Annotated in this window: 24 protein-coding genes; 9 read left to right on the top strand and 15 right to left on the bottom strand. The window is 42.0% G+C overall.

Annotated elements, in window-relative coordinates; translation table 11 throughout:
- Positions 1-6: 6 nt before the first annotated feature.
- From ADA42_RS09565 to ADA42_RS09580, 4 genes are read right to left on the bottom strand one after another with little or no spacing between them, the layout of a single operon-like run.
- A complete protein-coding gene (locus ADA42_RS09565; protein ID WP_004948474.1) occupies positions 7-618 on the bottom strand; it encodes a type I-F CRISPR-associated endoribonuclease Cas6/Csy4 in 612 nt (203 codons plus the stop codon).
- A gap of 2 nt (positions 619-620) precedes the next feature.
- Positions 621-1,682, bottom strand: a complete 1,062-nt coding sequence (csy3, locus tag ADA42_RS09570) for a type I-F CRISPR-associated protein Csy3 (protein WP_004948469.1) — start codon at positions 1,680-1,682, stop codon at positions 621-623.
- A gap of 29 nt (positions 1,683-1,711) precedes the next feature.
- Entirely contained in the window at positions 1,712-2,596 is an 885-nt protein-coding gene (gene csy2, locus ADA42_RS09575; protein WP_004948466.1) for a type I-F CRISPR-associated protein Csy2, read from the bottom strand.
- A complete protein-coding gene (locus ADA42_RS09580; RefSeq protein WP_004948461.1) occupies positions 2,593-3,759 on the bottom strand; it encodes a hypothetical protein in 1,167 nt (388 codons plus the stop codon). The genes csy2 and ADA42_RS09580 overlap by 4 nt, the downstream gene beginning before the upstream one ends.
- A gap of 489 nt (positions 3,760-4,248) precedes the next feature.
- On the opposite strand from ADA42_RS09580, the gene cas3f reads away from it, so the two are divergent.
- On the top strand, positions 4,249-7,485 hold the full coding sequence (cas3f, locus tag ADA42_RS09585; RefSeq protein WP_048764898.1) for a type I-F CRISPR-associated helicase Cas3f: 3,237 nt from the start codon (positions 4,249-4,251) through the stop codon (positions 7,483-7,485).
- A gap of 49 nt (positions 7,486-7,534) precedes the next feature.
- Here the strand turns inward: cas3f and ADA42_RS09590 are convergent, their stop codons facing one another.
- Complete coding sequence (locus ADA42_RS09590; protein WP_004939041.1) at positions 7,535-8,224, bottom strand: pirin family protein; 690 nt, start codon at positions 8,222-8,224, stop codon at positions 7,535-7,537.
- 205 nt (positions 8,225-8,429) lie between these two features.
- Positions 8,430-9,767 (bottom strand): L,D-transpeptidase family protein, encoded by a 1,338-nt coding sequence (locus ADA42_RS09595; protein WP_004948455.1) that lies wholly within the window; start codon positions 9,765-9,767, stop codon positions 8,430-8,432.
- Positions 9,768-9,969: 202 nt separating this feature from the next.
- On the opposite strand from ADA42_RS09595, the gene hemE reads away from it, so the two are divergent.
- Positions 9,970-11,043 carry a uroporphyrinogen decarboxylase gene (hemE, locus tag ADA42_RS09600; RefSeq protein ID WP_004948452.1) on the top strand — a complete coding sequence of 358 codons (1,074 nt, stop codon included), beginning with the start codon at positions 9,970-9,972 and terminating at the stop codon, positions 11,041-11,043.
- 7 nt (positions 11,044-11,050) lie between these two features.
- On the top strand, positions 11,051-11,872 hold the full coding sequence (locus tag ADA42_RS09605) for a DUF817 domain-containing protein (RefSeq protein ID WP_004948450.1): 822 nt from the start codon (positions 11,051-11,053) through the stop codon (positions 11,870-11,872).
- A 42-nt stretch (positions 11,873-11,914) separates the two neighbouring features.
- Here the strand turns inward: ADA42_RS09605 and ADA42_RS09610 are convergent, their stop codons facing one another.
- Together ADA42_RS09610 and folE are read right to left on the bottom strand one after the other, a co-directional pair.
- Positions 11,915-12,466: a VTT domain-containing protein gene (locus ADA42_RS09610; protein WP_004939027.1), complete on the bottom strand. Its 552-nt coding sequence runs from the start codon at positions 12,464-12,466 to the stop codon at positions 11,915-11,917.
- A 101-nt stretch (positions 12,467-12,567) separates the two neighbouring features.
- Positions 12,568-13,116 (bottom strand): GTP cyclohydrolase I FolE, encoded by a 549-nt coding sequence (gene folE, locus ADA42_RS09615; protein ID WP_206541105.1) that lies wholly within the window; start codon positions 13,114-13,116, stop codon positions 12,568-12,570.
- A gap of 401 nt (positions 13,117-13,517) precedes the next feature.
- Between folE and xdhA the strand changes: the two genes are divergently transcribed.
- Genes xdhA through xdhC form a run of 3 tightly spaced genes read left to right on the top strand, consistent with a single transcriptional unit; the run spans position 13,518 to position 18,395 of the window.
- Entirely contained in the window at positions 13,518-15,017 is a 1,500-nt protein-coding gene (xdhA, locus tag ADA42_RS09620) for a xanthine dehydrogenase small subunit (RefSeq protein WP_048764901.1), read from the top strand.
- A 3-nt stretch (positions 15,018-15,020) separates the two neighbouring features.
- Positions 15,021-17,399, top strand: coding sequence for a xanthine dehydrogenase molybdopterin binding subunit (gene xdhB / locus ADA42_RS09625; protein ID WP_048764902.1), 2,379 nt, complete (start codon positions 15,021-15,023; stop codon positions 17,397-17,399).
- Positions 17,400-17,402: 3 nt separating this feature from the next.
- The gene (xdhC, locus tag ADA42_RS09630; protein WP_048764904.1) at positions 17,403-18,395 is read left to right on the top strand and encodes a xanthine dehydrogenase accessory protein XdhC; all 993 of its coding nucleotides are present in this window, start codon (positions 17,403-17,405) and stop codon (positions 18,393-18,395) included.
- A 10-nt stretch (positions 18,396-18,405) separates the two neighbouring features.
- On the opposite strand, the gene ADA42_RS09635 is transcribed toward xdhC, so the two are convergent.
- The 5 genes from ADA42_RS09635 to yddG all read right to left on the bottom strand — a co-directional run bounded on the left by ADA42_RS09635 (position 18,406) and on the right by yddG (position 22,693).
- Positions 18,406-19,110 (bottom strand): Smr/MutS family protein, encoded by a 705-nt coding sequence (locus ADA42_RS09635; protein WP_048764905.1) that lies wholly within the window; start codon positions 19,108-19,110, stop codon positions 18,406-18,408.
- 10 nt (positions 19,111-19,120) lie between these two features.
- On the bottom strand, positions 19,121-19,927 hold the full coding sequence (gene trpC, locus ADA42_RS09640) for an indole-3-glycerol phosphate synthase TrpC (RefSeq protein ID WP_004939003.1): 807 nt from the start codon (positions 19,925-19,927) through the stop codon (positions 19,121-19,123).
- 11 nt (positions 19,928-19,938) lie between these two features.
- Entirely contained in the window at positions 19,939-20,988 is a 1,050-nt protein-coding gene (gene trpD, locus ADA42_RS09645) for an anthranilate phosphoribosyltransferase (RefSeq protein ID WP_004938992.1), read from the bottom strand.
- Positions 20,989-21,573 carry an anthranilate synthase component II gene (locus ADA42_RS09650; protein WP_004938990.1) on the bottom strand — a complete coding sequence of 195 codons (585 nt, stop codon included), beginning with the start codon at positions 21,571-21,573 and terminating at the stop codon, positions 20,989-20,991.
- Positions 21,574-21,805: 232 nt separating this feature from the next.
- A complete protein-coding gene (yddG, locus tag ADA42_RS09655; protein ID WP_048764922.1) occupies positions 21,806-22,693 on the bottom strand; it encodes an aromatic amino acid DMT transporter YddG in 888 nt (295 codons plus the stop codon).
- Positions 22,694-23,037: 344 nt separating this feature from the next.
- Here yddG and glnA point away from each other — a divergent pair, with 344 nt between their 5' ends.
- Positions 23,038-24,453, top strand: coding sequence for a type I glutamate--ammonia ligase (gene glnA, locus ADA42_RS09660; protein ID WP_171063732.1), 1,416 nt, complete (start codon positions 23,038-23,040; stop codon positions 24,451-24,453).
- Positions 24,454-24,545: 92 nt separating this feature from the next.
- On the opposite strand, the gene ADA42_RS09665 is transcribed toward glnA, so the two are convergent.
- Positions 24,546-24,755 carry a hypothetical protein gene (locus ADA42_RS09665; RefSeq protein ID WP_241485698.1) on the bottom strand — a complete coding sequence of 70 codons (210 nt, stop codon included), beginning with the start codon at positions 24,753-24,755 and terminating at the stop codon, positions 24,546-24,548.
- A gap of 176 nt (positions 24,756-24,931) precedes the next feature.
- Here ADA42_RS09665 and ADA42_RS09670 point away from each other — a divergent pair, with 176 nt between their 5' ends.
- The gene (locus tag ADA42_RS09670) at positions 24,932-25,429 is read left to right on the top strand and encodes a chorismate--pyruvate lyase family protein (RefSeq protein ID WP_025094455.1); all 498 of its coding nucleotides are present in this window, start codon (positions 24,932-24,934) and stop codon (positions 25,427-25,429) included.
- A gap of 8 nt (positions 25,430-25,437) precedes the next feature.
- Complete coding sequence (gene ubiA / locus ADA42_RS09675) at positions 25,438-26,322, top strand: 4-hydroxybenzoate octaprenyltransferase (protein ID WP_004938971.1); 885 nt, start codon at positions 25,438-25,440, stop codon at positions 26,320-26,322.
- Positions 26,323-26,731: 409 nt separating this feature from the next.
- Here the strand turns inward: ubiA and ADA42_RS09680 are convergent, their stop codons facing one another.
- Entirely contained in the window at positions 26,732-26,935 is a 204-nt protein-coding gene (locus ADA42_RS09680) for a hypothetical protein (protein ID WP_004938963.1), read from the bottom strand.
- Between the last annotated feature and the right edge of the window lie 16 nt (positions 26,936-26,951).

Here is a 26,951-nt window from a genome sequence, read left to right on the forward strand (position 1 = left end):
ATTTCCTTAAAAAACGGGAAGAGCAAAAGGGCTTTCCTTACGGGCAAGACCGTAGCTATCTGGCAGCCCGTATCCCGCGTTTTCACTTTCCTGAACATCAATGATGACTGTAAAACCTTGACCTGTACTTTGGCTTATCACCTGAAAAAAGGGCATTCCTTTGGCGGTTTTTAAACGTCTATCTCTCAAAGGTTCATTCTGATGAGAAAGTTTTGTACGTTCAGCTTTCTGAGTCGGAATACGAAACTTTCGATAACTTTTCCAGCCCGAAATTTTGGCAGTGGGAACAGCAATTGCCACACCTAAAACAGTATAGTCACGAATTTTCCAGTGCCCTTTAATTGCTTCTATTAATTCATCTAATTCATCCTGTTTTTCTGCAAAAATCCGCAAAATATCAAAGTTAGGTTTAGCTGAACGGCCATGTTTTTTTTCAAAAAATTCCTGTTTCGCTATCAATTTATCGGACATCTCCAACGCAAGAGCATAATGCGCAGGCAGTTTTCGAAATGCGCCATGAATGACACTGTAAATTTGATTACGAATATGACCCAGTTTTAAATCCGTATCATCTGATGATTCAAGAATACGGATATCCAGATAGTAATTGGCATCCATGATTATTCACCCTCGGAGTACACGCCGCCACGAATTAAACACGCAATCAGGAACATACCTTTTTCACTGTTTACATCTAGTTCATCAATTTCTTTTAAAATATCAAATGCAGAAACTTTATCTTTGCCTACACGATAGAAAATCTGACCTTCTAGGTTGGCACCGTTAGGTTCTACAGCAATTGGCTTTTCATCATTTTCTCTGAACGATGGATACCAAGTATCAATTGTTCTTAGTGCATTTCCGATTTTTTGGTCACGTAAAGCAGCTTGTCCTAGATATTGGTTGTCATTTGCTTTGTGATCTGGTTTTTTCGGTGTTAATTGATATAAAGATCGAGAGAAACCTTTTGGTTTCTCTTCTAAATAATTTTGAGAAGGGAAAACCTCTACACCGCCCATACCGAAGTCAACAATCGCCTCAATATGTAAGCCAGCACTTGTTGATTCACCTGTAATTCCTTTTAACAAAATGTCTGCTAGTTTTTGTTCTTGTTCAGACGGTTCGGCAAAACTCTTAAGGTTGTAAGAAAGTGCATCAAAGCTAAATGTTTCGGGGTGGTCTTGAGCAGTCACTTGAATGGTAATACTTTCAGCGACAATACGGTTACGCCATAACCAACGACCATTCACGATATTACGTACATAACGGCGCACAACTTCTTTAAGTCCATCGCTTTCTTTGGCGCGATTTACAAAATTTAAGAAAGCTTGACGGAAGTTGTATTCTTCGGTTTTATCTGCACCCGCTTTAGACGCACTTGCAAATAGTACATAGCTCAGGTCAATAAAACGGAAGTCCCATTTCACTAAGAGTTTCGCTTTAGGCTGTAGTTTTGCAGATTCTGTCAACTGAATATTGGTGACTTCACGAGCCAGAGAATTACCTGTTGCTGCGCCTTTTTCTTTATTTCCTGCGACATTTTGAGTCCCTCGAATACCGTGATACATCACGTGTAAAGGTTCTTGTTTGCCATCTTCAAATAAATTAAAAAACGCCCCGTCACTCACTACTGTACCGCGTTGTAAAGAAAGGCTACCCGGTAATTTCTTGAAAATTGTCATGTAAAAAATTCCTTATGTTTAAAAATGAGTTATGCATGAATGCAATTTTGTTTTAAAAGAAAAATGTCGTCTTGTGGCCAGTGATAGGTCCACAATAATTTTTGCAAGTTATGCCAAGTGTCATCCTCAGCCTCAGTATTTTTTCTCAGAATTTCACCTAAAGAAAAATATTGAACGATACCTGTAAGTGGTTCTGCATAGGCATGTGCTGTTGTTTCTTGATCTTGTGCTTGGCGAATACCAGCTCGTTGGTCTGTGAGTGGCTCAAGTAGGGCATAACCCAAATTAGTTGCCGATATCCAACTTAAATTTTGATCATTAAAGAACGTTCTAAGCGCATCTGCTTTTAATGCCAACAGTTGGGTAAATGCCTGAACTCGATTAATTTGTTTACGTTGCTGATATTCAATAAGCAAATCTTGTCGATCTAAAATGGCAAATCCAGTTTTGATTTTCTTTAGGGCTGTTTCTAATTCATTTTCGGCATGTGTCGTAATTTCTAAAAACTCGATAATTTGTCCACCAGCAAAACGGCTACGTTTAAGTATGTTTGTTAGTTTTTCTGGAATAATCCGAGAGCTAGAAAATTTGATTACAAGGCTAAACTCTAAATGACAAGATGCGGTTGGTTGTAAAGACAACGCATATTTATTTTTAGAAGAATAGTCCTTTTTACCAATAAACACGGCACCACGACGTTGAGCAGGTGTAAAGCGGCCGTAGGCTTGCCCACCTAAACGTTGTTGGTCATGATGAATATAAATAATGCCTTCATCTGTTGTACCAAGTTGCCTTGCCAAATGATGTGCAAACATATTGGCTGCAAATAAAGGTACACCGCCTAATAACAGACCATTAGTTTGCATATTTGCATTTTGTATTTGCATACGTGGAATCACGACATAACGACTCAACGAACAATCTCCCGTAAGCGACGGGCGATATAACCTTCTGAATTACTATCTAGGCTAATTGATACAGTTTCATTATTGATTTCTATATCAAACGTTTCATTGGTAATTTTTCTAGCCAGATAATCTGAGAACTTTATTCTCCAGTGATCATCTCTTAGCTCTGGGTCAATCAAACCTTGTAAAACAAACGAAAGGCTCGGATGAACCCAAAATGAAGGGCGCTCAATCTCTTCTATAGTTGGTAAAATTGCTTCAGCTTCTTCTAAAATATTTTTTTGAAAAGATGCCTGTCTTAATACATCTTTAGCAAGGATATTCAGGAAAATAACCTCCTGATCTCGAACATCCCGATTAGTAGAAGGAGCGAAAATCTCGAGGTCATGCCAATTTTGAATGGTATTCGTTGCAGTAATAACAAGTTGGCGATTTAAAATTTCTGACCATTCTTTAATCGCTTCTTTTGCCCGTTTAGTTCCATTAAGCAGTTTTATCTTGCGGGATAGTCGTATCGTAAATCCGTTATAGAAAATAGCTAATGCTTGGCGTACTTTTTCACTTGCTTGAGGAGCGTCCACTGTTATAGGGCGTTGCATGGAACGAACGAGGCTTCCGACATTTTGTGGATTGGCTCCGCCTATACCAAAAACAGCAGTTTGAATGCGGTTAAATTCACTATCTTTTTCCTTGCGTAATTCATTTACAGCATCAACTTCTTGATTCACGAGATAATTAACACCTGCAGCAGTAAGTGGGCTTACTGAGACATATTCCCCATTTTTTGGAATTAAAAGCTGACGCATACGTATATCAATGTTTTCTGTACCAGTTTGATAGGGCTCATTAAAAACAGATGAAATGGATGGCTTGAGTTGTTCAACTTGCTGTTGGAAGTCGAAATCTTCTTCACTAGTATCATGATTAATCATAGCTGTTTTTACGACTTTAAAAATAGAAGCCGTTTTACCTGCATTTGCCTGATAATCGGTTGGGATAAGAAAGTCTTCATTTAATAAAGTTCGAGCGCTCAGATAGGGTAAATCAAGTGCTTGTTTCTTACTTAAACGAATTCCACCTTTTTCAATATTGGAATTAATCGTCTTTAAACTAAAGTGTACCGATTCTTCTAAAGCATTTATAAAAATATCAGTTTGTGGTTCAGGCATTATCTTTCCCGTTTTTGTTATATAGCCAATTTTTAACACATTATTTGAAAAATTAAAGTGTTGAAGCAGAGATCTGCGACAAATTAAGTCGTAGATACAATTGAAGGGAAATATTATATGTTCTATATATTTAGTCTAAGATGATTAGGTTGTATTTTTGAAAATCTGGAAAATTAATATAATTCAATAGATTATATCGTTATTCTTTTTTTAAGGTTTTTTGATTCATTAAAACTTTATATTATTGTTTTTAAGAGTTTTATTTTGCTTGAACTTTAGTTTGTCATCGTATAGATGATTTAGAAACAGGTAATAAACGGTGTGCTGGAGTGTGGATGGTTTGTCATCGTGTAGATGATTTATAAAAGTCCATCCAATGCTTAAGGCGACATATTTTGTCGTTAGAAAACAGTATTAAGTTGATCAAAACTTTCTCTTTTTAAAACAAAAGATTATATTTTTATTACATTTGAACTTTAACAATAAACTATGCATGTCATTTTCATCTCGGCTTGTGAAAAAAGAGCTTTAAAGAAAACTCGAGCGATTTTGGATAGTTATGCTATTCGTACAGGACATTTGTCTTGGCAAGCACCAATGACAATGGACGGCTTAAAAGCAATTCGTAGCGCATTAAAAAAGGTAGCCACCCGACAAACTGCTGTAGCCGCTTACATTAATTTTGGTGTACGCAGAATGAAGCTTGCATGGGTTGTTGGAGCAAAACATAAATTTGCCCATGACGGTGCATATCCAGTTGCATCAACTAAAAAACAGCAAAAACTACTGATGCTAGATGAATGGGTCAAAGCAAGTAGCTTGTTGGCGGGTGCAGCAGGAGACATGCATGATATTGGTAAGGCATCACAACATTTTCAGAAGAAATTAAGCCCAGAAATGGCAGGACAAAAAATTAGAGATGATATTCGACATGAATGGTTGTCTTTAAAACTATTACAACAACTCAGAAAAAATGGATGGGACTGGCAGCTTGCTTGGAAAAATTTAGATAAAGGTTTAGATAAATTTACTTTAGGTGATCGACAAGAAATAGAGCAGGGAATTCAAAACGAATTAGAAGCAGTGGATTATTTGGTTGTTACTCATCATGGTTTATTAGGAGTCGAAGAGGCTTTAAAAAATGATCCACTTGCATTACCCAATTATGAAAATCATGTTCGTACGTTAGTTCCAAGTTTAGAACAAATGAGCTGTGCAGGTGAGTTGCCAGACTCTATTTTTAAAAGTCATCAAAAACGTATGCAGCGTTTAACTGAATTATTATCACAACAAAAAACAGATCAGCTTTTATATTGGAAAGCTTTAGCACTGCATTCACGAGCAGCATTGATTCATGCTGATCATATTGTCTCTGCACAGCAGTATTCTGTACAAAAGCCTGAAAATATTACATTATTTGCAAATACAAAGCTTAAAACTATAGACCAAGACAAAAAAGCCAAATTACAAGATCAGCCACTAGAATGGCATTTACACCAAGTTGGAGATCGGGCTTCACGCATTGCAGTTCAAATGATGACTGATTTGAGTTTATCAGGGCTTTGTGAGCAAACAGTTGAATATATTTGTCAGCCCACCACTCATTCGCATTTTCAATGGCAGAACATTGCAGCAAATGCATTGCAAAAAAATATACAGAAGCACCCTGAAACACCAGCACTCATACTCAACATAGCAGGAACTGGAAGCGGTAAAACGCGTATGAATTTGCGTGCTGCTAGCACTTTACGGCCAGATGATACAAGACTAGCAATTGCGCTTAATTTGCGCTCTCTCACTTTACAGACTGGACACGCGCTTAAAACATCAATGAATCTGTCTGATGATGAAATTGCTGTGATTATTGGCGACACGATCACACAGACTTTATTTGATAAAAGTAAAGAAAAAATTGAGTTCGTTGATGAAGATGAAAATCGTCCTGAACCTATTTTCGACGCATGGGGTGAAGACTGTAATTTACCAGATTGGCTACATCCATTATTTACAATTGAAAAAAATGGACGCAAAGTTTTAGATCAAAAAGAAACAACCATTCTGGCTTCGCCATTACTGGTTTCAACGATTGATTATCTGATTGCAGCAGGTGAGCCACATCAACAAGGACATCATGTTAAGGCATTACTTAGAATAATGACTAGTGATTTGATTTTAGATGAGGTAGATGGCTATGAGCCTAAAGCATTGATTGCAGTATTGCGCTTAGTTCAGCTCGCTGCATTCTACGGTCGGAACGTAATTTGTTCATCGGCAACCTTATCACTGACAGTTGCTAAAACAATTCATCGGGCGTTTGAGTCAGGGATGCAAATGCGTGCGGCTCTCTATGGAAATGAGAAGAAATCAATCATTGCAATTATTGATAACGAGCTTAAACCACAAGTTTGGTTAGAGCAGTCAAATCAAAACTCAGAATTTGAGACTCGCTACCAAAATCATTTGGATAGCTTGCAAATTCAATTACTTTATAAACCTACTTATCGATTGGCTCAGTTGCTTTCATTGCCTGAAACTACAGTGTTATCTTGGAAACAGTCGGTATTGGAAGGAGTAAAGCAACTTCATCAAGCGCATGCATGGCATTTTAAAAAGACCGAAAAGAAAATTTCTTTGGGGCTTATACGAGTAGCGAATATCAAACATGCAATTCGACTTGCCCAATTTTTATCAGATCATTTACCTGAGGCAAAAATCGCTTGTTATCATGCAAATGACTGGCTTATCTCAAGATTTTATAAAGAGCAACGTCTAGATCAGCTTTTGACTCGTCATAAAGATGGAAAAAAAAGAAAAACTGGTAATGAGCAGATCGAGCAAGATGATGAAATTATTGATCTCATTCAAAAATCTAGTTCTTTAAATATTCCATTTATTGTGATTGCAACACCAGTGGAAGAAGTCGGGCGAGATCATGATTTTGATTGGGCTATTATTGATGCATCAAGCGTACAATCAATTGTACAAACGGCTGGTCGAGTGAATCGTCATCGATTAGAGAAAGTAAATCAGCCCAATATTATGATTCCTGAGTGGAATTATCGTTATTGCGAGCAACGTGATATCGAAAAACGAAAGCAGAAAAGCAAACAACGTCATCCAGTCTTTATATATCCTGGTTATGAGGGATATGGTGTATCTGCAACTTCAACGTATTCATCTCAAACTTTAAGCGAACTTTTACCATGGGATCATCAATCTCAATTAATTATTAATGCTCGATTACGTTTTGATCAAGTGAGTTGTCTATTTGCTAAGTTAGATGATGAGCAAATCAAGAACTTTTGTAAAAACTATTTTAATGATCAAGGAGAACAGTTATTTTCTCGGTCAGATGTCGATGTAAGTATCATGACAGAAAACATTTATAAGATGACGCCTTTACGTGATCGTAATTATCAAGAAACTTATGTGTTTGAGTGGTCTGATTGCTTAATTGTAAAAAAGCAAGTGTATGGTTTTGATGAAAAAGCCACAAAAACTTTAAAGTATCCAAAATATGGTTTGGTATGGAACCAAGTGAAGTTTGAAGAAATTCCTCCAAAACCTCAAGCATGGTTATCACTTACGCCGCAACAAATGGAAGATTATTGTTTCAAGCATCAAATCACCAATGAACAAGGCTGCCGTATATCCTTAACACCTTATAGTAGAGATGATGTGACAACTTGGTCCTATGATTATGGTTTTGGCGTTTTTGCACATTAAGAAAAAACGCTGCTTCTTACGAAACAGCGTTTTTTAGTTCCAACTTCAATCAAGCGGGTAAATCAAACCAAATCATTTCACTGTCTTCAAGCGCGTTAATCGCTGTTTTTTCATTAAACAGTAGCGCATCACCCGCTTTTACAATTTGGTCTTCAATCATAATTTGACCCGATACCACATGCACAAAATTATGTTTTTTGGTGGTCGCAATTTCAAGTGATTGTCCAGCCTCAAGTACCGCAGCTTTAACCTCAGCATTCTGACGAATAAACATCGGTGCAGTATCATCTGGGCCTACAATCAAATGCCACTGATTCGGTGCAGCATGCGGGTCAAGCTTGATTTGCTGATAACTCGGCTCGGCATTACGGACATTTGGTTGAATCCAGATTTGAAACAAATGTACCGGTTCATCCGTGTTATTGATTTCACTGTGCTGAACACCCGTACCTGCACTCATCAATTGCCATTCACCCGCATGGATGTACTCTTCATTGCCCATACTGTCGCGATGCGTTAAACGGCCATGCGTGACATAAGTCAGAATTTCCATGTTGTCATGTGGGTGAGTACCAAATCCGTTATTTGCGGCAATGGTATCGTCATTAATCACACGAAGTGGCCCAACTCCCATATATTTCGGGTTGTACCAGCTACCAAATGAAAAGCTATGATAGGTATTTAGCCAACCAGCTTGGACATGACCACGGTTTTCACTGCGATGTAGATAAGCATTCATGCGGTATCTCCCAAATATTGTCGTTCTTTCATGTGAGTAGATTAACAAGATTGAATATCGCCAAAAACCATAGAATCAGAACAAATTGTCCTAAATTTAGTACGGTATTATGCCAACGTATAAACATACATTAATTATAGGACAATTTATTTTTATCTCGAAAATAAAAAAAGCCTGCACGTGCAGGCTTTTTTAAGAAGCAAAATTATTCTAAGAAACGAACAGTTACACCACTACGCACCTTGTTACCCAAGTCGTTGGCATCCCAGTTGGTTAAACGGATACATCCGTGAGATGCAGTTTTAGAAATAGCAGATGGATTAGGCGTACCATGAATACCAAATGATTTCTTGCTCAAGCCAATCCAGATGTTGCCTACAGGACCATTCGGGCCTGGTGGTAAAGAAAGTGGCTTTAAGTTATTGCCCTGAACAAAGTTACTTGGCGAGTAGCTATACCACGGATTGCGTGCCACACCCACCACTTTGTAAGTACCTGCTGGTGACGGTGTATCGCTACTACCAATCGTTGCAGGGAAAGAGGCAATCATCTGGTTGCGGCTATTAAAGAGATACAACTGACGTGCGCCTTTGTGCGCAATAATCAAGTGAATGTCTTCTGGTAAATCGTTGCGCACATTCGCCACAATGATTTTCTCGCCGGCCTTTTTAAAGGTTGCCTTTGGATTTAACTTTTTCAAAAAGTCTTCATCCATATGGAATTTTTCACCCAGCATTTCGGTCACACGTACATAGTACAAACCTTTCATTTTGGCTTGTTGTGCGTAATCGTGCGGAATAGACGCCGCATACGGACCTTTCAAGTCATCTTCAGTCAGGGTGTATTCAACATAAGCCGGTTTGTTTTGTTTGGCCAGTAATGCATCCCACGTTTCTTTGGTGAGTTCGCCTGTGGCTTTTAAACCGTTCATTTGTTGAAACGAAGACAATGCCTTTAATGTATTCATGCCGCTGGTACCATCAATAGCACCCGGAGAAGCATGAGTATTGTTTAGCATGACTTGCGCGCGTGCATAGACTGGGAACTGACCACGGCCAATATTTTCATACCAGTCGGCATTATTGAGACTGTCTAGCGTCCAGGTCACTTTTGCGGGTGCCTGAGCAGTCTTGCTGCTTGCTGCTGTTTTTTCCGCTGGTGCGCTTGAAGGAGCTGCACCTGTGTCGGCTTGCTTATCTTCTGTGCTTTCAAGACGCTGTAACGTGGCAGACGCTTGATTTAGGTCTTTTTCTTCTTGCGCTGTAATAGGTGCGCTATCTGGAGCAGATGCCGCAACTGGTGCAGAAGCAGCAGCCGGGCTCGATGCCGCAGATGCATTACGCGCAGCAGTCACAGGCTTATAATTGACTGTGTTGTTAGATTTGGTCGATGCATCTACAGCAAGTGGATCAATCGGATCTTGAACTAAATCTGTACTACGAACGACTTTAGGATGCAACGGTTGCTCAACCGTTGAAGCCGCGAAAACTGTACCGCTAATGATGCAGCTTAGACTCAATGCGAGTAAAGAGCGAACAAACATGCACTTCAACCTTAAGAATTATTCATATTTCAGGGTATAAAACATTGCAAGTATTACAGAAATTAATTGGCGATGCAGTATTTGTTTTGTGTAAATCCTGCTTTCCCGAGTGTTTGTATAATTTCTCGGATTTTGCCCTTATTCATGGCCAATTCTTTTTGTTATTATGCGATCAAGATAAGTATTTAGATTGAGAAAGTAAATGACGGCTTTAAAAAATGATCGTTTTCTACGTGCTTTATTGCAAGAGCCCGTCGATACCACGCCAGTCTGGATGATGCGTCAGGCAGGTCGTTATTTACCAGAATATCGTCAAACACGCGCTCAGGCGGGTGACTTTTTATCGCTGTGCAAAAATACCGAATTTGCTTGTGAAGTGACTTTACAACCTTTACGTCGCTACGATCTTGATGCCGCAATTTTATTCTCCGATATTCTTACCATTCCCGATGCGTTGGGGCTTGGGCTTTATTTCGAAGCGGGTGAGGGGCCAAAATTTAAAAAAACCATCCGCAGTGAACAAGATGTGCTGGCATTGCCAAATTTCAATGCTGCATCCGATTTAGACTATGTCATGAATGCGGTATCAACCATCCGTTCGGCACTGGGCGGGCAAGTGCCGTTGATTGGTTTTTCTGGCAGCCCTTGGACATTGGCCACTTATATGGTCGAAGGCGGATCAAGTAAGGATTTTCGTTACACCAAACACATGATGTATGCGCAGCCAGAAGTGTTGCATGCCTTACTCGACCGACTAGCCGTGGCAGTAATTGATTACTTAAATGCTCAAATCGATGCAGGTGCACAGGCAGTTCAGATTTTTGACAGTTGGGGCGGCGCTCTGGCACATCGTGAATACCATGAGTTTTCGCTCAATTACATGCGTAAAATCGTGGCTGGTCTAAAGCGTGAAAATGATGGTCGTCGTGTTCCGGTGATTATATTCACTAAAGGCGGCGGTCAGTGGCTTGAGCCGATGGTGGCATCTGGCGCAGATGCTTTAGGTCTCGACTGGACCACGCCATTACATGTGGCGCGTCAAACCGTGGCAGGGCGGGTGGCTTTACAAGGTAATCTCGATCCGGCTGTACTGTATGGTAACGCCGAGAGTATTCAAAAATCGGTGAAAGCCATGCTCGATGATGCCTATGCCAATGGTGAAAAAACTGGCTATGTGGCCAATCTTGGTCATGGTATTACGCAATGGGTCAATCCAGATCAACCCAAAATCTTTGTCGATACCGTACATGAGTACAGCGCGAAATATTTAGGATAAGCCACTCGTGTACCCACTCAAACTCACGTGTTTATTTGGATTTAAGGCAGCTTCGGCTGCCTTGTTTGGTTTATTGCTCTTGATTGCATTTGCGCTCACTGCGCCCATGGGCAGTCGGGAGTACTACGGTTTTTTTCGTTATGATTATTTGCTGTTTTATGCGGTCATTATTCAGATCTGCCTGATTTACCTCAAGTTAGAGTCGTGGGCAGAAGTACGTGTGATTGCGTTATTTCATCTCATGGCGATGGTCATGGAGATATTTCTAACGCATCCTGCAATTGCTTCATGGCAGTATCCACAGCCCGCAGTATTCCGGCTCTGGACGGTTCCGCTGTTTGCGGGCTTTATGTACTCTGCGGTAGGGAGTTTTTTTGCACGTTCGCTACGCTTGTACTCGGTATCTTTCACAAGGTTGCCTACATTTGGCCTGATGATCGGTTTAGCGGTGTTATCTTATTTGAATTTCATGACCAAATTTTTTGTGCCCGATATCCGCTACGTTCTTTTTGCGGTCAGTGTGGTCATGTTTTGGAAAACGCGTTTAAGCTTTCAGCTCGATCAAAAACGGTTTAATTTGCCGATGTTACCTGTCTTGATTTTGCTGGCCTTTCTCATTTGGATAGCAGAGAACATCAGTACATTTTATAAGATCTGGCTTTACCCCAGTCAGGTCGATGCGTGGCATATGGTGGGCTGGGGCAAGCTCGGATCGTGGTACTTATTACTCTTATTAAGTCTGGTGCTTGTGCTCAAGATCTTGGGTCAGCGCAGTGCCAACGGTTCGTGGCAGTTGCATACTCAGCATCAAACAAACGCAAATCGTTAAGCATGTTGCTGCACTATAAAGTACAAGTGCAGCAACCACTGATTAGTCAATATCACCAATCATCATGACGGTATGGCCCAGCAAATAACCTGCCGTCACCAAAATCGCAATCCAGATAAATGCACCAATCACGTTATAAATTGAAAACACGGTATAATTCATACCGCTAGAACCCGCCGCAAAGGGTGCAAATGAACGTGCAAATGGAATAAAGCGCGCGATCAAAATGGTAATGGCGCCATGGCGACGAAAGTAATCGTGCGTTTTTAACAGATATTCATGTTTGATAAAGCGGGATTTGACTTCAAAAACACGTACGCCCATTCGGCGTCCAATATGATAATTGACAATATAGCCCAAGGTTGCCGCAAGAAATAACAAGAAAATAATAAAGCCCAGATTCATAATCGCTGTGGTGGCACACAAGGCACCCACCGCCAGTAACAGACTGTCACCGGGCAAAAAGAACATAAAAATAAAAGCAGTTTCTGCAAAAATAATCAAAAATAAGATGGCATAAATCCACAATCCATATTCTTGGATCAGGATAGGTAAATAATTTTCAAATCCAATCAAGAAATCAAAAAATTCCATTAATTATCTACCTTCACTACGTTTTTACCTCTTCGTTAATGTATTAACCCAAGATACCACTGACTCAGATAGACACTCAACGCACATCAAACGTCAGCTCATTAATAGCTTTCAGGTACTGCGCTTAAAAATTCGCGTCTTGCTTCCTTGTCAGTTTTAAAATCGCCAATAAAAGAAACGGTCCGTGTTGTCGATTCTTGCTTGCCTACACCTCGCATCATCATGCACATATGCGCTGAATCAATCATCACCGCCACACCACGTGCTTTGGTCACTTCTTCAACAGCCTGTGCGATTTGCTGGGTTAAATTCTCCTGAATTTGTAGACGTCGAGCAAACATTTCTGTAATGCGCGCAAATTTAGAAAGTCCGAGCACTTGGCCTTCAGGAAGATATGCAATGTGCACACGCCCATAGAATGGCAGTAAATGGTGTTCACATAAAGAATAGAATTCAATATTTTTAACCAAAACCATTTCATGATTATCTGAAGGAAATACGGCGTTGTTGGTCACTTCTTCCAAACTTTTGCCATAGCCCGAGGTTAAAAACGAAAATGCCTTGGCAGCGCGGATTGGCGTATCTTTAAGCCCAGGACGATTTAAGTCTTCGCCCACTGCGGTCAGGATATTGGCATAGGATTGCTGCATTGACATAAGACGTTTTGACTTAACTTTACTAAACAAGCTCGGCATTGTATCAGAACATGCTCAGATGTTCATATCTTGTCGCGCTATATTTATACGCTTCTGGTGCCGATGCATAAAAGATGCTGCGTTTTCATGAAAAAAATGTGCAATTCAGAGCGCTTTGCCTCGCTTTCGACTCGTTTTATCGGCCGCTTTGTGATACACCTGATCACAACAGTTTCTTTTTTTCTATCGAGATCGGGCCGTTGTGAGGCGTCATTTATTTGGATATTAAGTTTATATTCTAAATCAAATAATGATTATTCAAAGCCATTCAGATCAACAAGATAGCGTTTTAATGGCACTTAACTTGCTGTTTATCAGCATGCTTAAGGTCATGATGTAAAATTCAAGGATAAAACATGTCGGAACGTCCAATTACTTTCTTTTTTCGCGGACAAACGCAGCAGGTCCAAGGTGTTTCACCTGTCATGACGGTTCTGCAGTTTTTACGTGAACATGGATTGGCTCAACAGGGTCGTCAAACCGGCACCAAAGAAGGCTGTGCCGAGGGCGATTGTGGTGCATGTACGGTGGTCATTGGTGAGCTGGTCAATCAGCAGTTGCAGTTACGTAGCGTTAATGCCTGTATTCAGTTTTTACCCACATTAGACGGCAAAGCGTTATTTACCGTAGAAGATTTAAAACAGTTGTCGATGTCTGAAGATCAGTCCTTACATCCGGTTCAGCAGGCCATGGTCGAATTACATGGCTCACAGTGTGGCTTTTGTACGCCGGGCTTTATTATGTCGCTTTGGGCCATGTATGAAAATGAGCCGAATGCGCCATCTAAAGAGACTGTTCATGACTATTTATCTGGCAATTTGTGCCGCTGCACGGGCTATCGCCCAATTTTGGATGCTGCACAAAAAGCCTATGATTACCCAACCATCCGTTTAGCACGCCAAAACATTATTGAGGTACTCAAACAGCTACAGCAGTTACCAGCACTTGAGTTTCGTCATGCGTCCGCGCAGTTTTTTGCACCGAAAAGCTTAGATGCATTTGCTGATTTGCGCGTGCAATATCCGCAGGCTCGTTTAGTGGCAGGCAGTACCGATGTGGGGCTGTGGGTGACCAAACAAGGTCGTCAATTGGGCGATATGCTCTATATTGGGCAGGTTGAAGCACTAAAACATGTCAATCTTCAAGAGGATCAGCTCTGTATTGGTGCAAATGTCACCTTAACCGATGCCCTAACTCATATTTCTACTATTTATCCAGAACTGGCCGAATTACAGCGCCGCTTTGCTTCGATGCCTATTAAAAATGCGGGTACCCTAGGTGGAAATATTGCCAATGGCTCACCAATTGGCGATTCCATGCCTGTGCTAATGACTTTAAATACGCGTCTGCGCTTACGCTGTGGCCAGCAAACACGTGAAATAGCATTAGAAGACTTTTATCTGGATTATCAAAAAACTGACATTCAACAAGGCGAATTTGTAGAAGCCATCTTAGTGCCTTTACGTGCTAAAGATTCAACGCTTAAAGTGGCCACATATAAAATTTCCAAGCGTTTTGAGCAGGATATTTCTGCTGTATGTGCTGCACTCAGTTGCGAGCTCGATGAGTATCATGTGGTGCAATCCATCAAAATCGCTTTTGGTGGAATGGCGGCGATTCCAAAACGTGCTGTTCATACCGAAGCGGTTTTACTTGGTCAGCCTTTTGATATGGCTTTACTGCGTGAGGCACAAGTAGCCATGGAGCAAGACTACCAGCCATTGAATGACGGGCGTGCCAGCGCTGCGTATCGTTTGCAAGTGGCAAAGAACTGTTTAGAACGTTTTTTTGTTGAACATATTCATCCACAATCGATCACGCGTATCGATAATCTGATTACGATGGTGGAGGCATAAAAGATGAATCATTCAATTGACCTGAATCCTCGTCAGCGTTCTGCCAAAGCAGGACAGTCTATTGCGCATGAAAGTGCTCATTTGCACGTGACGGGTGAGGCGGTGTATATCGATGATATGCCCGAACTTGCAAATACCTTGCACTTGGCCGTCGGCTTTTCAAAATGTGCCAAAGGCAAGATCACAGCATTTGACCTAGAGGCTGTACGCGCTGCACAGGGCGTATACGCAGTGTATACCGCAGCAGACATCCAGATCGAAAACAACTGGGGGCCAATTGTCAAAGATGATCCTATTTTTGCCGATGGAGAAGTGGAGTTTTATGGTCAAGCCTTGTTTGTGGTGGCTGCCGATACCTATCAGCATGCTCGCCAAGCAGTACGTTTAGCCAAAATTGAGTACGCCGCAGAAACCCCTATTTTAAGTATTCAAGATGCAATCGAGCAGCAATCTTGGGTGTTGCCACCCGTCGAGTTTTCGCATGGTGAGGTCGATGCCGCGTTTGAGCATGCACCTCATCAATTAAGTGGTTCAATCGATTTGGGTGGGCAAGAGCATTTTTATCTCGAAGGGCAGATCTCTTATGCAGTGCCTTTGGAAGATCAGAGCTTAAAAGTTTATTGCTCCACACAGCATCCGACCGAAATGCAACTGTTGATTTGCCATGCACTGGGCCTACATATGCATCAGGTCAGTGTTGAAGCACGCCGTATGGGTGGTGGTTTTGGTGGTAAAGAATCGCAGTCGGCGCAGTGGGCCTGCATTGCCTCCTTGGCAGCGCAGCACTCGGGCCGTCCGTGTAAGCTACGTTTAGACCGTGACGACGACATGACGTCAACCGGCAAACGTCACGGTTTTGCCTATGAGTGGTCGGTGGCCTTCGATCAGGACGGTTTGTTGCATGGTCTTAAAGTTCAATTGGCATCCAATTGTGGCTTTTCTGCCGATTTATCTGGCCCAGTCAACGAGCGAGCCATTTGTCATCTTGGAAATGCCTATTATTTAAATGCGGTGCAAATTCGTAACCTACGCTGCAAAACCAATACCGTTTCAAATACGGCGTATCGTGGCTTTGGTGGCCCGCAGGGCATGTTTGTGATTGAAAATATCCTTGATGATATTGCCCGCTATTTAAACTGCGATCCGGTACATATTCGTCAAAAGAATTTTTTTGCGGAAAAACCGGGGCAAGGCCGTGACCGTATGCATTACGGTGCCGAAGTGCGAGACAATGTCGCACCAAAAATTGTCGAAGAGCTACTGGTTTCAAGTCGTTATTTCGAGCGAAAAGCCGAAATTGAGCAGTTCAATCGTGACAACAGCATCATCAAACGCGGTCTGGCATTGACTCCGCTGATGTTTGGTATTTCATTCAATGCGGTGCATTACAATCAGGCGGGTGCCTTGGTTTATGTGTACATGGATGGAACAGTGGCCATTACTCATGGCGGTACTGAGATGGGGCAGGGCTTATATACCAAAGTACGTCAGGTCGCTGCACATGAACTTGGACTATCGATTGAAAAAGTGCGTTTAATTGCCACCGATACGTCGCGTGTACCAAATACCTCAGCCACTGCTGCATCGAGTGGTGCAGACCTAAACGGTAAAGCTATACAAAATGCCTGTATCAAGATTCGTGAGCGCTTAAGCCAGTTAGCTGCCGAAATCAGCCAGACAGAAGCATCGACTGTACATTTTGAAAATAATACCGTGAGCACGCAAAGCGGTTTGTCTTGGCCATTTGATGAACTGGTGCATCGTGCTTATATGGCCCGCGTACAACTCTGGGACAGTGGATTTTATAAGACGCCTGAAATTCACTATGATCAGGTCAATCATTTAGGCCGACCGTTCTTTTATTATGCCTACGGGGCAGCGGCGAGCGAAGTTGCGATTGATACTTTAACTGGCGAAATGAAAGTACTTCGTGCAGATATTTTGCATGATGTCGGCCGTTCGATTAATCCTGCAATCGATATTGGTCAAATTGAAGGTGGCTTTATACAAGGTATGGGCTGGCTGACCACAGAAGAGCTGTGCTGGCAACCTCAAGGGCCGCATGCAGGCCGTTTGTTCACGCATGCACCGTCAACCTATAAAATCCCGACCAGTCTGGATATACCGCCGGTATTTCATGTGAAACTGTTTGATAACAGCAACGAGGCCGATACCATTTACCGTTCAAAAGCGGTTGGTGAGCCGCCGTTTATGCTCGGGCTTTCAGTGTTTTCTGCCATTCGGCAAGCTGTGCAGTCGACCATTCCAAAGGATGCGCCACTGGTACTTAATGCGCCGGCCACAGCCGAAGAAATCTTACGCGCAATTGCAATTGGTCGCGGTCAAGCGCTTGCAGAACGTCCTCAACCGCGTTTGAAATAAGCCATGCAACAACATTTACAGTGGTGGCATGATTTGGCACACGTTTCACTACATGGTTGTGCTGAATCATCGCCCGTGGTTTTGGTGACCGTGGTTCGTGCTGACGGATCCACTCCGCGTGAAGTGGGTGCAACGATGCTGCTCGGCTTGCGCGACGATCAGGTTTACCAGTCTGATACCATCGGTGGTGGGCATCTTGAGTTTCAGGCCTTCGATATTGCGCAGGCCATGCTGAAAGGTACCGATAAGCGAACGCTTTTTGTCGAACGTTTCAATTTAAGTGCACGGCTGGGGCAGTGTTGTGGCGGTGTGATGTGGTTGCTGTTTGAAAAACTCCAGCCACGAGAGCATGCTTCAATGCTGGCATCTGCTTATGCTGCGTGGCAATCAGGGCAACCTATCGAGCGGCAAGTACATGAAAATGGGCATTCGACCTGGCAAGTGAGTCCAGCACAGGTGCCATCTATCGCTATTTTTGAAACAGGTGAAACCGGTTGGCGCTGGCAGCAGTGTGTTCAACCCTATGCCCTGGAGGTTTTGTTATTTGGTGCAGGACATGTCGGGGAGGCGATCGTACGGTGTTTACAACCAATCGGGGTGCAAGTGACATGGGTCGATAGCCGTGACAATATTTTTCCGCCAGATTTACTCAAACAGGTCAATTGTGTTTGTACTGATGTACCAGAGGCGGAAATTGCGCGGTTTGATCCGCAAGGTGCAATCCTGATTTTGACTCATGATCATCAGCAAGATTTGCAGTTGTGCATGGAAGCGCTTAAATCTTCACAATCACGCTTTGCTTATGTCGGAATGATTGGCTCTAAAAGTAAACGTGCCATTTTTGAAAAACGTATGCAGGCGAGGGGCTATGAGCAGACCCAATTACAGCGTTTGGTCTGTCCAATTGGTATTACAGGTATTAGTTCGAAGCAACCTGCCATCATCGCCGTTTCGGTAGTGGCGGAGCTACTTCAAATCTTCGATCAAAAGAAATGATGCTGTCGCATCATTTCTTGGTTTCATATTTTGGATTTTTCTCAGCACGTTTGAGCAAGACCAAAACAGCGCCTGTACCCCCCTGATTTTCTGGGGCACTCACAAAAGCCAGAACATCACGGTGCTGGCGCAGCCAACCATTCACGTAAGTCTTCAAAATGGCTTCTGGCCCTTTACCATGCACGATCTTAATCACGTTTTGGTTTTCGGTCTTGGCCATCTGAATAATTTGCAAGACCGCAGCACGCGCTTGTTCAACAGTACAGCCGTGCAGATCGACTGCTTCAAACCAGCGCATTTTTCCAGCTTTTAGGTCTTCAAAGACTTTATGCTGTAGCGTCGCAATGCGATAACTCAAACTGGCTTGGCTTGCGACAGGATTTAATGCCGCCTGCGTATCCGAAAGCTCAGCGAGTTCACTTTCGATCGCACCTTCAGCCGCCGCCCGTTTTGCTAAAATCTGAGCATCTACTTTTTTGCTGCGCTTGGGTTTGATATCTGCAACATTGCCATGATCAATCGGCTTGACACCTTGCAGCGCTTTTTTAAACAAATCTAGCTCTTCAGCCTCACGATCCACTGGCTGATCGGCACTGTTTTTTGCATGCTCACTACGATTTTCAATGGCGTGTGAATGCGGCTGACTGATCTGCTTTTTAAACTGCTTTAATAATTTTTGCTGTTCTTTAGACAGCGCAGAATCTTTATTACTCATAGGACTCGTTTTAAATCGTAGCAGGGTGGCCAAACAATGCAGTAAAGGCCTGATCAGGTCGAGGTTGTTTCATAAAACTTTCACCCACCAAGAACGCATGAATATCATGTTCCTGCATCATTGCAATATCGGCCGGAGTGGCGATACCACTTTCGGTTACCAATAAACGTGACGGATCAAGTAAACGCTTCAAGCGTAAACTGGTGTTTAAGTCTACATCGAAGGTTTTCAAATTACGATTGTTGACGCCAAGAATACATTTTTCGGAAAGTCTGAGCGCACGCTCAAGTTCTTCTTCATCATGTACTTCAACCAATACATCTAGATTATACTCAAATGCTGTTTTTGACATCTCTTCGAGTTGCTGATCAGACAAGCATGCCACAATCAGCAAAATACAGTCGGCATGGAGGGCACGTGCTTCAATCACATTATATGGATCGACCAAAAAGTCTTTACGCAGTGCAGGTAGCTGACAATTGTTGCGCGCAATCGCGATATTGTCATCATGACCTTGAAAGAAATCGACATCGGTCAATACCGACAAGCACGCTGCACCCGCCTGCTCATATTGCGCTGCAATTTCAGCAGGGTTAAAGTCGGCTCGAATCACACCTTTGGAGGGTGATGCTTTTTTAATTTCAGCAATCACGCCAGGGCGCTTAGCATTTAATGCACGTGCAAAGCCACGCACAGGTGAGGCCGCTTGTGCCAGCGCTTCGATATCTTGAAGGCTACGTTGCTGTAAACGCGCCGCAAGTTCTTCATGTTTGCGATCGACAATTTTACCCAAGATGGTATTTTGAATTTGAATCATTTTGGATAACCTCACGTGTTTGAATAGTGTTTGAGTGCTTTGGTAAACTCAGACAAAATACTCATTTTTTCGAGGGCCTGACCCCCATAAATAATATCATGTGCCAAGGCCACACCTTGCTTGTAACTGGTACTTAAGCCAGAAACATAGATGCCAGCACCTGCGTTTAATGCAATCATATTGGCTGCTTTTTCGCCGAGGTCAGATTTGTTACGCCCAAGTGCGTCTTTAATCAGCTTGAGGCTTTCACTCGAATCGGCCACAATCAAACCCGATAGCGTTTGTGAGGGAATCCCCACATCTTCGGGGTTTAAAACCCATTCGGTGATTTCATTGTTTTTAAGTTCAGCCACATGAGTTGCCGAGGCCAGGCTGATTTCATCTAGGCCATCTTTAGAATGCACCACCATCACATGCTCGGCACCGAGTTGTCTCATCACCTCAGCAATCGGACGGCACAATTCATCTGAAAATACCCCAAGCACAAAGCGCTTTACCCCAGCCGGATTCGTAAGCGGGCCAAGAAGGTTGAAAATACTTCGTATGCCCAATTCACGGCGAGGCGCAACTGCGTATTTCATGGCTTTATGATGATTGGGAGCAAATAGAAAACCCACACCCATTTCACGGATGCATCGCTCAGTTTGCTGCATATCTAAATCAAGATTAATTCCAGCCTGTTCAAGCAAATCTGAAGAGCCAGATTTGCTTGATACACCACGGTTACCATGTTTGGCAATGGTTGCGCCTGCTGCTGCAATGACGAAACTTGAAGCAGTCGAGACATTAAACAGATTTTGACCATCTCCACCTGTTCCCACGATATCGACCAAATGTGGGATATCACTGACATCAATTTTAATGGCCAGTTCACGCATGACGCGTGCAGCGGCAGTAATTTCATCAATGCTTTCACCTTTCATGCGAAGGCCCATCATCAGCGCACCAATTTGTGCGTCTGTCGCTTCACCTTGCATGATGCTGCGCATCACATCTTCCATTTGCGGCTGAGTCAAATGAATGTTTTTGGTAATGTGGTTTAATGCTTGTTGAATATTCATTTATGCATAAATCTCTAAAAAATTCTTGAAGATTTGGTGTCCGTGCTGGCTCAAAATGGATTCTGGGTGAAACTGCACACCTTCTACAGGCAGTGTCTTATGCTTTACACCCATGATTTCTTCGATTGAACCATCGTTCTGATTGGTCCAGCAGGTCACTTCCAGACACTCAGGCAAGGTCTCCTGTTCGATCACCAAAGAGTGATAGCGTGTCGCAGAAAATGGTGAAGGCAGGTTGCTAAAGATTCCCTTATCAGAATGATACATATCCGACAAACGACCATGCATCACGGTTTTCGCGCGAATGACCTGTCCACCAAAGGCTTGTCCAATTGCTTGATGCCCCAAACACACACCGAGCAATGGAATTTTGCCGGCAAAGTGATGAATGGCAGGAATTGAAATTCCTGCTTCAGTTGGAGAACAAGGGCCAGGACCCACCACCAAATACTTCGGCTGCCATCGTTCAATGTCCTCAAGAGTGACTTGGTCATTGCGAACCACTTTAACGTCTTGATTTAACTCGCCAAAATATTGGACGATGTTATACGTAAAGGAGTCGTAATTGTCGATCATGAGTAGCATTTTAAACGCAACCTATTGAAAATTAGTTAGATATTGATTTAGCCTTTTAAAATGACCATTTCAGGTCACTTATTTAAGATCTTCACTTAAAAATAAAACCACTAAATGAAGTGGCTACTTTAGCAGAAATTCTAAAGTTTGCGAGTAACAATCCATTGAACTTGTCAACAATCATTGGCTTAGGTGAGGGGTATTAAGAGTAGATATAGAAAACTACAATCAAGATAATTGATTACAGCATCTTGTTTGAGGTACTAAACTTCCAACTTAACATTGCACCGAAGCTAACACCGAGCGTTCCGAGCCAGAAGCTCCAGCTAGGTAAGGTATGCAAGATAAGACTGCTCATTAAACTTGACAAAATAGGCGTAAAATAAGAAGCCAATAACAACAATTGGATATTTCCAAACTGTAAGCTCTGATTCCAGTTTTTATAAGCAATTCCAACCAAAGCGCCAATCACAATAATCATGAGGCTCATGCTTACACTTGGCGTTTGCCATGCTTGATCACTCAGACAAAATAACAGCCATAAGGCCACACTGGTCAGGCAAAAAAATAAGGCGATTCCATTTTTACCTTGGGCATAACGTGGCGTGAAAACACAATACAAGGACCATAAAATTGCGCCACAAAAGGCCAGTGTATAAGCCAGTGGATTATTTGAAAGTGTTTGAATGAAGCCCTCAGCCGAAACAATGCTCGGATTGACAATCAAGAGCAGCCCTAAAATAGAAAGGATCAAACCGGCAAAGGCTGGCGCTTTAAAGTTAAGCTGTCCGAGTAGATATGACAAAAACAAGGTGAAACATGGCCATAAATAATTGATCATGGCCAGAATAAGCGCTTCCTCACGTGTTTTGGATAAACCGATTGAGCACAAAAATAAAACTTCATAAAGTACGAAGCAACTGCCACAGATTAGCAGGTAACGTCGAGGCAATGTTTGCCATAGGTATTTCCTATCTATAAACGCCACGCACAACGCACTGATGCTATAAATTAGTGCAACACCCAAAATAGCACCCAACTGTTCAGTGATCATTTTCACGCCACTGACCATACATGCCCAGATCATGATAGAGGTAATACCGATAAAATTGGCTTTGCTGCGGGTCATGATGTCAAAATTATTGAATAAATCTGGCGTAGTGTATAAAAAGTGCATCGACATCACCACTGCATCGCGCAAATTATGCACTGGATTAAGCCAATTATTTAAAATTGCACTATTTTGATGCTATTTGTGGGTTTTGTGAAAAGCATGCCTCAAAAATGTTTGAATATGGTGCAATTCAAAACGCAAACAGTATAATGGTTCAAACAGGTAGCTGGACGCGTATCTAATTTGAATTAAAATTCAAACAATTAGATGTGTTTTTTAAAGTTGGTACGAGATTTGCTTAATAACTGCCAACGACTAACACGCACTTCACAAGTGCAATAATACTTCATTGGAGCAAAATGAGCATGGCGAACAAGGTCCTTAAACTCATACAAGAAAGTGGCGCAAAATGGGTCGATTTTCGCTTTACGGATACAAAAGGGAAAGAGCAGCACGTTACTTACCCAGCTGATTCAATTGATGAAGATACATTTGAAGACGGTAAAATGTTCGACGGTTCTTCAATTGCAGGTTGGAAAGGCATTGAAGCATCAGACATGATCTTACGTCCAGATGCAGAAACTGGTTTTATCGATCCGTTCTTTGCCGAACCAACTGTTGTTGTAACTTGTGACGTTATTGAGCCATCTACTGGTCAAGGTTACGAGCGTGATCCACGTTCGATTGCTCGTCGTGCAGAAGAATATTTAAAATCAACTGGTATCGGTGATACTGCATTCTTTGGCCCAGAACCTGAATTCTTCGTTTTTGACGAAGTAAAATGGGAAATCGACATGTCTGGCGCGCGCCATACATTGATTGCTGAAGAAGCTGCATGGTCAACTGGTAAAGATTACGAGTCTGGTAACTCTGGCCACCGTCCACGTGTAAAAGGCGGTTACTTCCCAGTTCCTCCAGTAGATTCTTCGCATGATATGCGTGCTGAGATGTGTAACAAAATCGAAGAAATCATGGGGCCTGGTCGTGTAGAAGTACACCACCACGAAGTTGCATCTTGCCAGTTAGAAATTGGTGTAAGCTTCAACACTATGGTTCGTAAAGCAGACGAAGTACAACAGTTTAAATATGCTGTTCACAACGTTGCGCACCAATACGCTAAAACTGCAACCTTTATGCCTAAACCAATGGTTGGCGATAACGGTTCTGGTATGCACGTTCACATGTCAATCTCTAAAGATGGCAAGAACTTGTTTGCTGGTGATGAATATGCAGGCCTTTCAGAAATGGCGTTGTACTTCATCGGTGGTATCATCAAGCATGCGCGTGCTTTGAATGCAATCACAAACCCATCTACAAACTCTTATAAGCGTTTGGTTCCACACTATGAAGCACCGATTATGCTTGCTTACTCAGCGCGTAACCGTTCTGCTTCTATCCGTATTCCTTACGTTTCTAGTCCGAAAGGCAAGCGTATCGAAGCACGTTTCCCAGATCCAATGATGAACCCGTACCTCGGTTTCGCTGCATTGTTGATGGCGGGTATCGACGGTATTCAAAACAAGATCCATCCGGGCGAAGCTGCTGATAAGAACTTGTACGATCTTCCTCCTGAAGAAGAAGCAAAAATTCCTACAGTTGCACACAGCCTAGATATGGCACTTGAAGCGCTTCAAGCTGACCACGAGTTCTTGTTAAAAGGCGGCGTGTTTACTAAAGAAATGCTTGATGCATATATCGAACTTAAAACTGAAGATGTACGTCGTCTTAACACGACCACTCACCCAGTTGAATTTGATATGTATTACAGCTTGTAATACGTCTCATATAAAAAAGCCTGCAAGTTGCAGGCTTTTTTATTGGCGATTTGTTGAGTTATCAACAATCCAAATGAATTCTTTTATACGTATTAAGAAATGCTTTTTTCAATGCCGCGATATACGCAGATACCCCAGATCAAACCTGCCACAAAGCACAAGCTGATATACATACCGATCAGGCTTGCTTCAGGTAAAGTTGGATCAATAAAAATATAACGATGAATCAGCGTCAGAAAAGTAAAGCCACTGCCCCAGAAAATACCACCGTAGAGCAGAATAAATTTTAATTTATCGTTCATCATGCCTAACCATAATCGGTCTAATCACTAAACGGCATCTATGATAACTCAAAATAGCGACAATGAAAAAGAATTAATAAACATAGAACAACAAAGCCGAATCGCACCCTTGCTCAAAGCGTTTAACTTTGCCCGATTTCGGTTACACTATAGTTTGTGAATGTAGTGGATTGCACATGCAGAAAAACCAATTAAATCAGAGATACAATGATGATTTAACGCCAGAATTAAAAAAATGGTTATGTGCATCAGGCTCACTGACCCAGCAATTGACCGATCTTGCACACGGTGCCTTTTCAGTGAAACCTATATCGGAGCGTTATCGGCAGATGTCTCGTATAGACAGTCAATGGATGAAAATGCCAGCGGCACATATTGCTTGGGTGCGTGAAAGCTTACTCTATGGATGTGAAGCACAGCCATGGGTTCAGGCCAAAAGTATATTCCCCATTTTAAGCTTGCAAAAAAAAGCCCGTATTTTTAAACATATTGGTAAACAACCGATCGGCCGATTTTTATTTCAGCGAACCACGCCTGAGTGTGAGCGGCGGATCATACGTTTAAATGAGGGCTGGACTCGGCAAAGCTGTTATACGTGGCACGGTTGCAAATTTATTGTCCAAGAAACTTTTCTGCCTTCATTTGAAGCGTACTTACAACATCATCGCATTTAAGGATAGATATGGCATCCGTACAATCGATCACCTGGCGAGAACGACTTACAGCATATTATTATCTGTGCCGTTTTGATAAGCCTATTGGAACTGAGCTGGTATTTTGGCCCACCATGTGGGCACTATGGATTGCAAGTGCAGGGGTACCCAATTTAAAAATCCTGCTTTTAATGTCTTTAGGTGTATTGTTTATGCGAGCAGCAGGCTGTGCAATTAATGATTTTGCCGACCGTAAAGTAGATGGACACGTGGCCAGAACCAAAACGCGTCCGCTGGCAACGGGTGTGATTCAGCCGATAGAAGCCATTTGGGTGTTTTTATTTTTGGTCGCTGCAAGTGCCTGCCTATTGCTGTTTTTGCCATTAAATACGTTTTACTGGTCGTTTGGCGCATTGTTTCTCGCGTTCATTTATCCTTTTATGAAGCGCTATACACACTTACCGCAAGTGTTTTTAGGAGCAGCCTTTTCGTGGTCTATTCCGATGGCTTACACCGCTGCAGGCCAAACACCAGATCTGGTTTGTTGGTTATTGTATTTTGGTAATTTGGCATGGACGGTTGCCTACGATACACAATATGCGATTACCGATCGCGAATATGATCTGAAAATTGGTGTGAAATCGACCGCGATTTTATTTGGTCGATACGATATCGTCATTATTTCTTTATTACAGATCAGTAGTTTAGTTTTGATTGGTCTGGCTTTATTCATGAAAGACTTACTTTTTCCGTGGGGCATCATTGGATTGCTGATTGTCGCTGCCGATTTTATTTATCAATGGACCAAAACCAGAACCAAAGATCCACAATGGTGCTTCTGGGCATTTCGACACAATCGCTGGGTAGGGCTAATGATTTTTATCGCGATTTTTATGGGATTGATGACTCAATAAAAATAGACCGCCAATGCATTGACAGCATATTGAATCAAATTAAAAAACCGATCATAAATGATCGGTTTTTTAATCGTTCGTTTTCAGCTTTATAGCGGATTATTTGTAAGCCAGTTGCCCAAACAAATAAACCATAATAATCAACGTAAATACGGTAGATGAAACTAAAGCAAATTCTAATGTTCTCATGTGCCCCCACCTTTATATTGTAATTTATTGTATTGAGTATTTTTTATACACCATGCTAATAAATAATACAAGAGATCCCTCAGCATATATTCAGCACAATTATAGATAAAACACATATAAAACAAGAAAGCCCCATGTGCGCGTTACGGCACATGGGGTTTAGAATTCTTCAAAACTATAAAATGATTAGAAAAATTTATAGAATCAACACATCTGTCATTTACGCTTTTAGATGATCCTCAAACTCTTCGCCGAGCTGAACTGCCAAAGAGTTACCCGATAAATCACAAGTCACTAGCCCATATTCCTTTTTAAAGCTAAATGTAAAACCTTTGCCATCGGCTAGGTTTTTAACCGAATAACCTAACTTTTCTAACCAAATACGAAATGCAATTAAATTTTTTGCTTTAACAACTTTCTTCACTTCAAAATTCCTTCTC

Origin of the sequence: Acinetobacter sp. 243_ASPC, assembly GCF_001054715.1 — a bacterium.
In the GTDB taxonomy this organism is placed as follows: Bacteria; Pseudomonadota; Gammaproteobacteria; order Pseudomonadales; family Moraxellaceae; genus Acinetobacter; species Acinetobacter soli.

Excerpts from the sequence above, each read along its gene's own strand:
- xdhA (WP_048764901.1), top strand. The coding sequence starts at position 13,518 with ATGTCGGAACGTCCAATTACTTTCTTTTTTCGCGGACAAACGCAGCAG.
- ADA42_RS09565 (WP_004948474.1), bottom strand. The coding sequence starts at position 618 with ATGGATGCCAATTACTATCTGGATATCCGTATTCTTGAATCATCAGAT.
- trpD (WP_004938992.1), bottom strand. The coding sequence starts at position 20,988 with ATGAATATTCAACAAGCATTAAACCACATTACCAAAAACATTCATTTG.
- ADA42_RS09670 (WP_025094455.1), top strand. The coding sequence starts at position 24,932 with ATGCAGAAAAACCAATTAAATCAGAGATACAATGATGATTTAACGCCA.
- ADA42_RS09635 (WP_048764905.1), bottom strand. The coding sequence starts at position 19,110 with ATGAGTAATAAAGATTCTGCGCTGTCTAAAGAACAGCAAAAATTATTA.
- csy3 (WP_004948469.1), bottom strand. The coding sequence starts at position 1,682 with ATGACAATTTTCAAGAAATTACCGGGTAGCCTTTCTTTACAACGCGGT.
- folE (WP_206541105.1), bottom strand. The coding sequence starts at position 13,116 with ATGCAGCAATCCTATGCCAATATCCTGACCGCAGTGGGCGAAGACTTA.
- xdhB (WP_048764902.1), top strand. The coding sequence starts at position 15,021 with ATGAATCATTCAATTGACCTGAATCCTCGTCAGCGTTCTGCCAAAGCA.
- glnA (WP_171063732.1), top strand. The coding sequence starts at position 23,038 with ATGAGCATGGCGAACAAGGTCCTTAAACTCATACAAGAAAGTGGCGCA.
- yddG (WP_048764922.1), bottom strand. The coding sequence starts at position 22,693 with ATGACCCGCAGCAAAGCCAATTTTATCGGTATTACCTCTATCATGATC.
- ADA42_RS09580 (WP_004948461.1), bottom strand. The coding sequence starts at position 3,759 with ATGCCTGAACCACAAACTGATATTTTTATAAATGCTTTAGAAGAATCG.
- ADA42_RS09590 (WP_004939041.1), bottom strand. The coding sequence starts at position 8,224 with ATGAATGCTTATCTACATCGCAGTGAAAACCGTGGTCATGTCCAAGCT.
- hemE (WP_004948452.1), top strand. The coding sequence starts at position 9,970 with ATGACGGCTTTAAAAAATGATCGTTTTCTACGTGCTTTATTGCAAGAG.
- ADA42_RS09595 (WP_004948455.1), bottom strand. The coding sequence starts at position 9,767 with ATGTTTGTTCGCTCTTTACTCGCATTGAGTCTAAGCTGCATCATTAGC.
- trpC (WP_004939003.1), bottom strand. The coding sequence starts at position 19,927 with ATGATTCAAATTCAAAATACCATCTTGGGTAAAATTGTCGATCGCAAA.
- ubiA (WP_004938971.1), top strand. The coding sequence starts at position 25,438 with ATGGCATCCGTACAATCGATCACCTGGCGAGAACGACTTACAGCATAT.
- ADA42_RS09610 (WP_004939027.1), bottom strand. The coding sequence starts at position 12,466 with ATGGAATTTTTTGATTTCTTGATTGGATTTGAAAATTATTTACCTATC.
- ADA42_RS09650 (WP_004938990.1), bottom strand. The coding sequence starts at position 21,573 with ATGCTACTCATGATCGACAATTACGACTCCTTTACGTATAACATCGTC.
- ADA42_RS09665 (WP_241485698.1), bottom strand. The coding sequence starts at position 24,755 with ATGAACGATAAATTAAAATTTATTCTGCTCTACGGTGGTATTTTCTGG.
- cas3f (WP_048764898.1), top strand. The coding sequence starts at position 4,249 with ATGCATGTCATTTTCATCTCGGCTTGTGAAAAAAGAGCTTTAAAGAAA.
- xdhC (WP_048764904.1), top strand. The coding sequence starts at position 17,403 with ATGCAACAACATTTACAGTGGTGGCATGATTTGGCACACGTTTCACTA.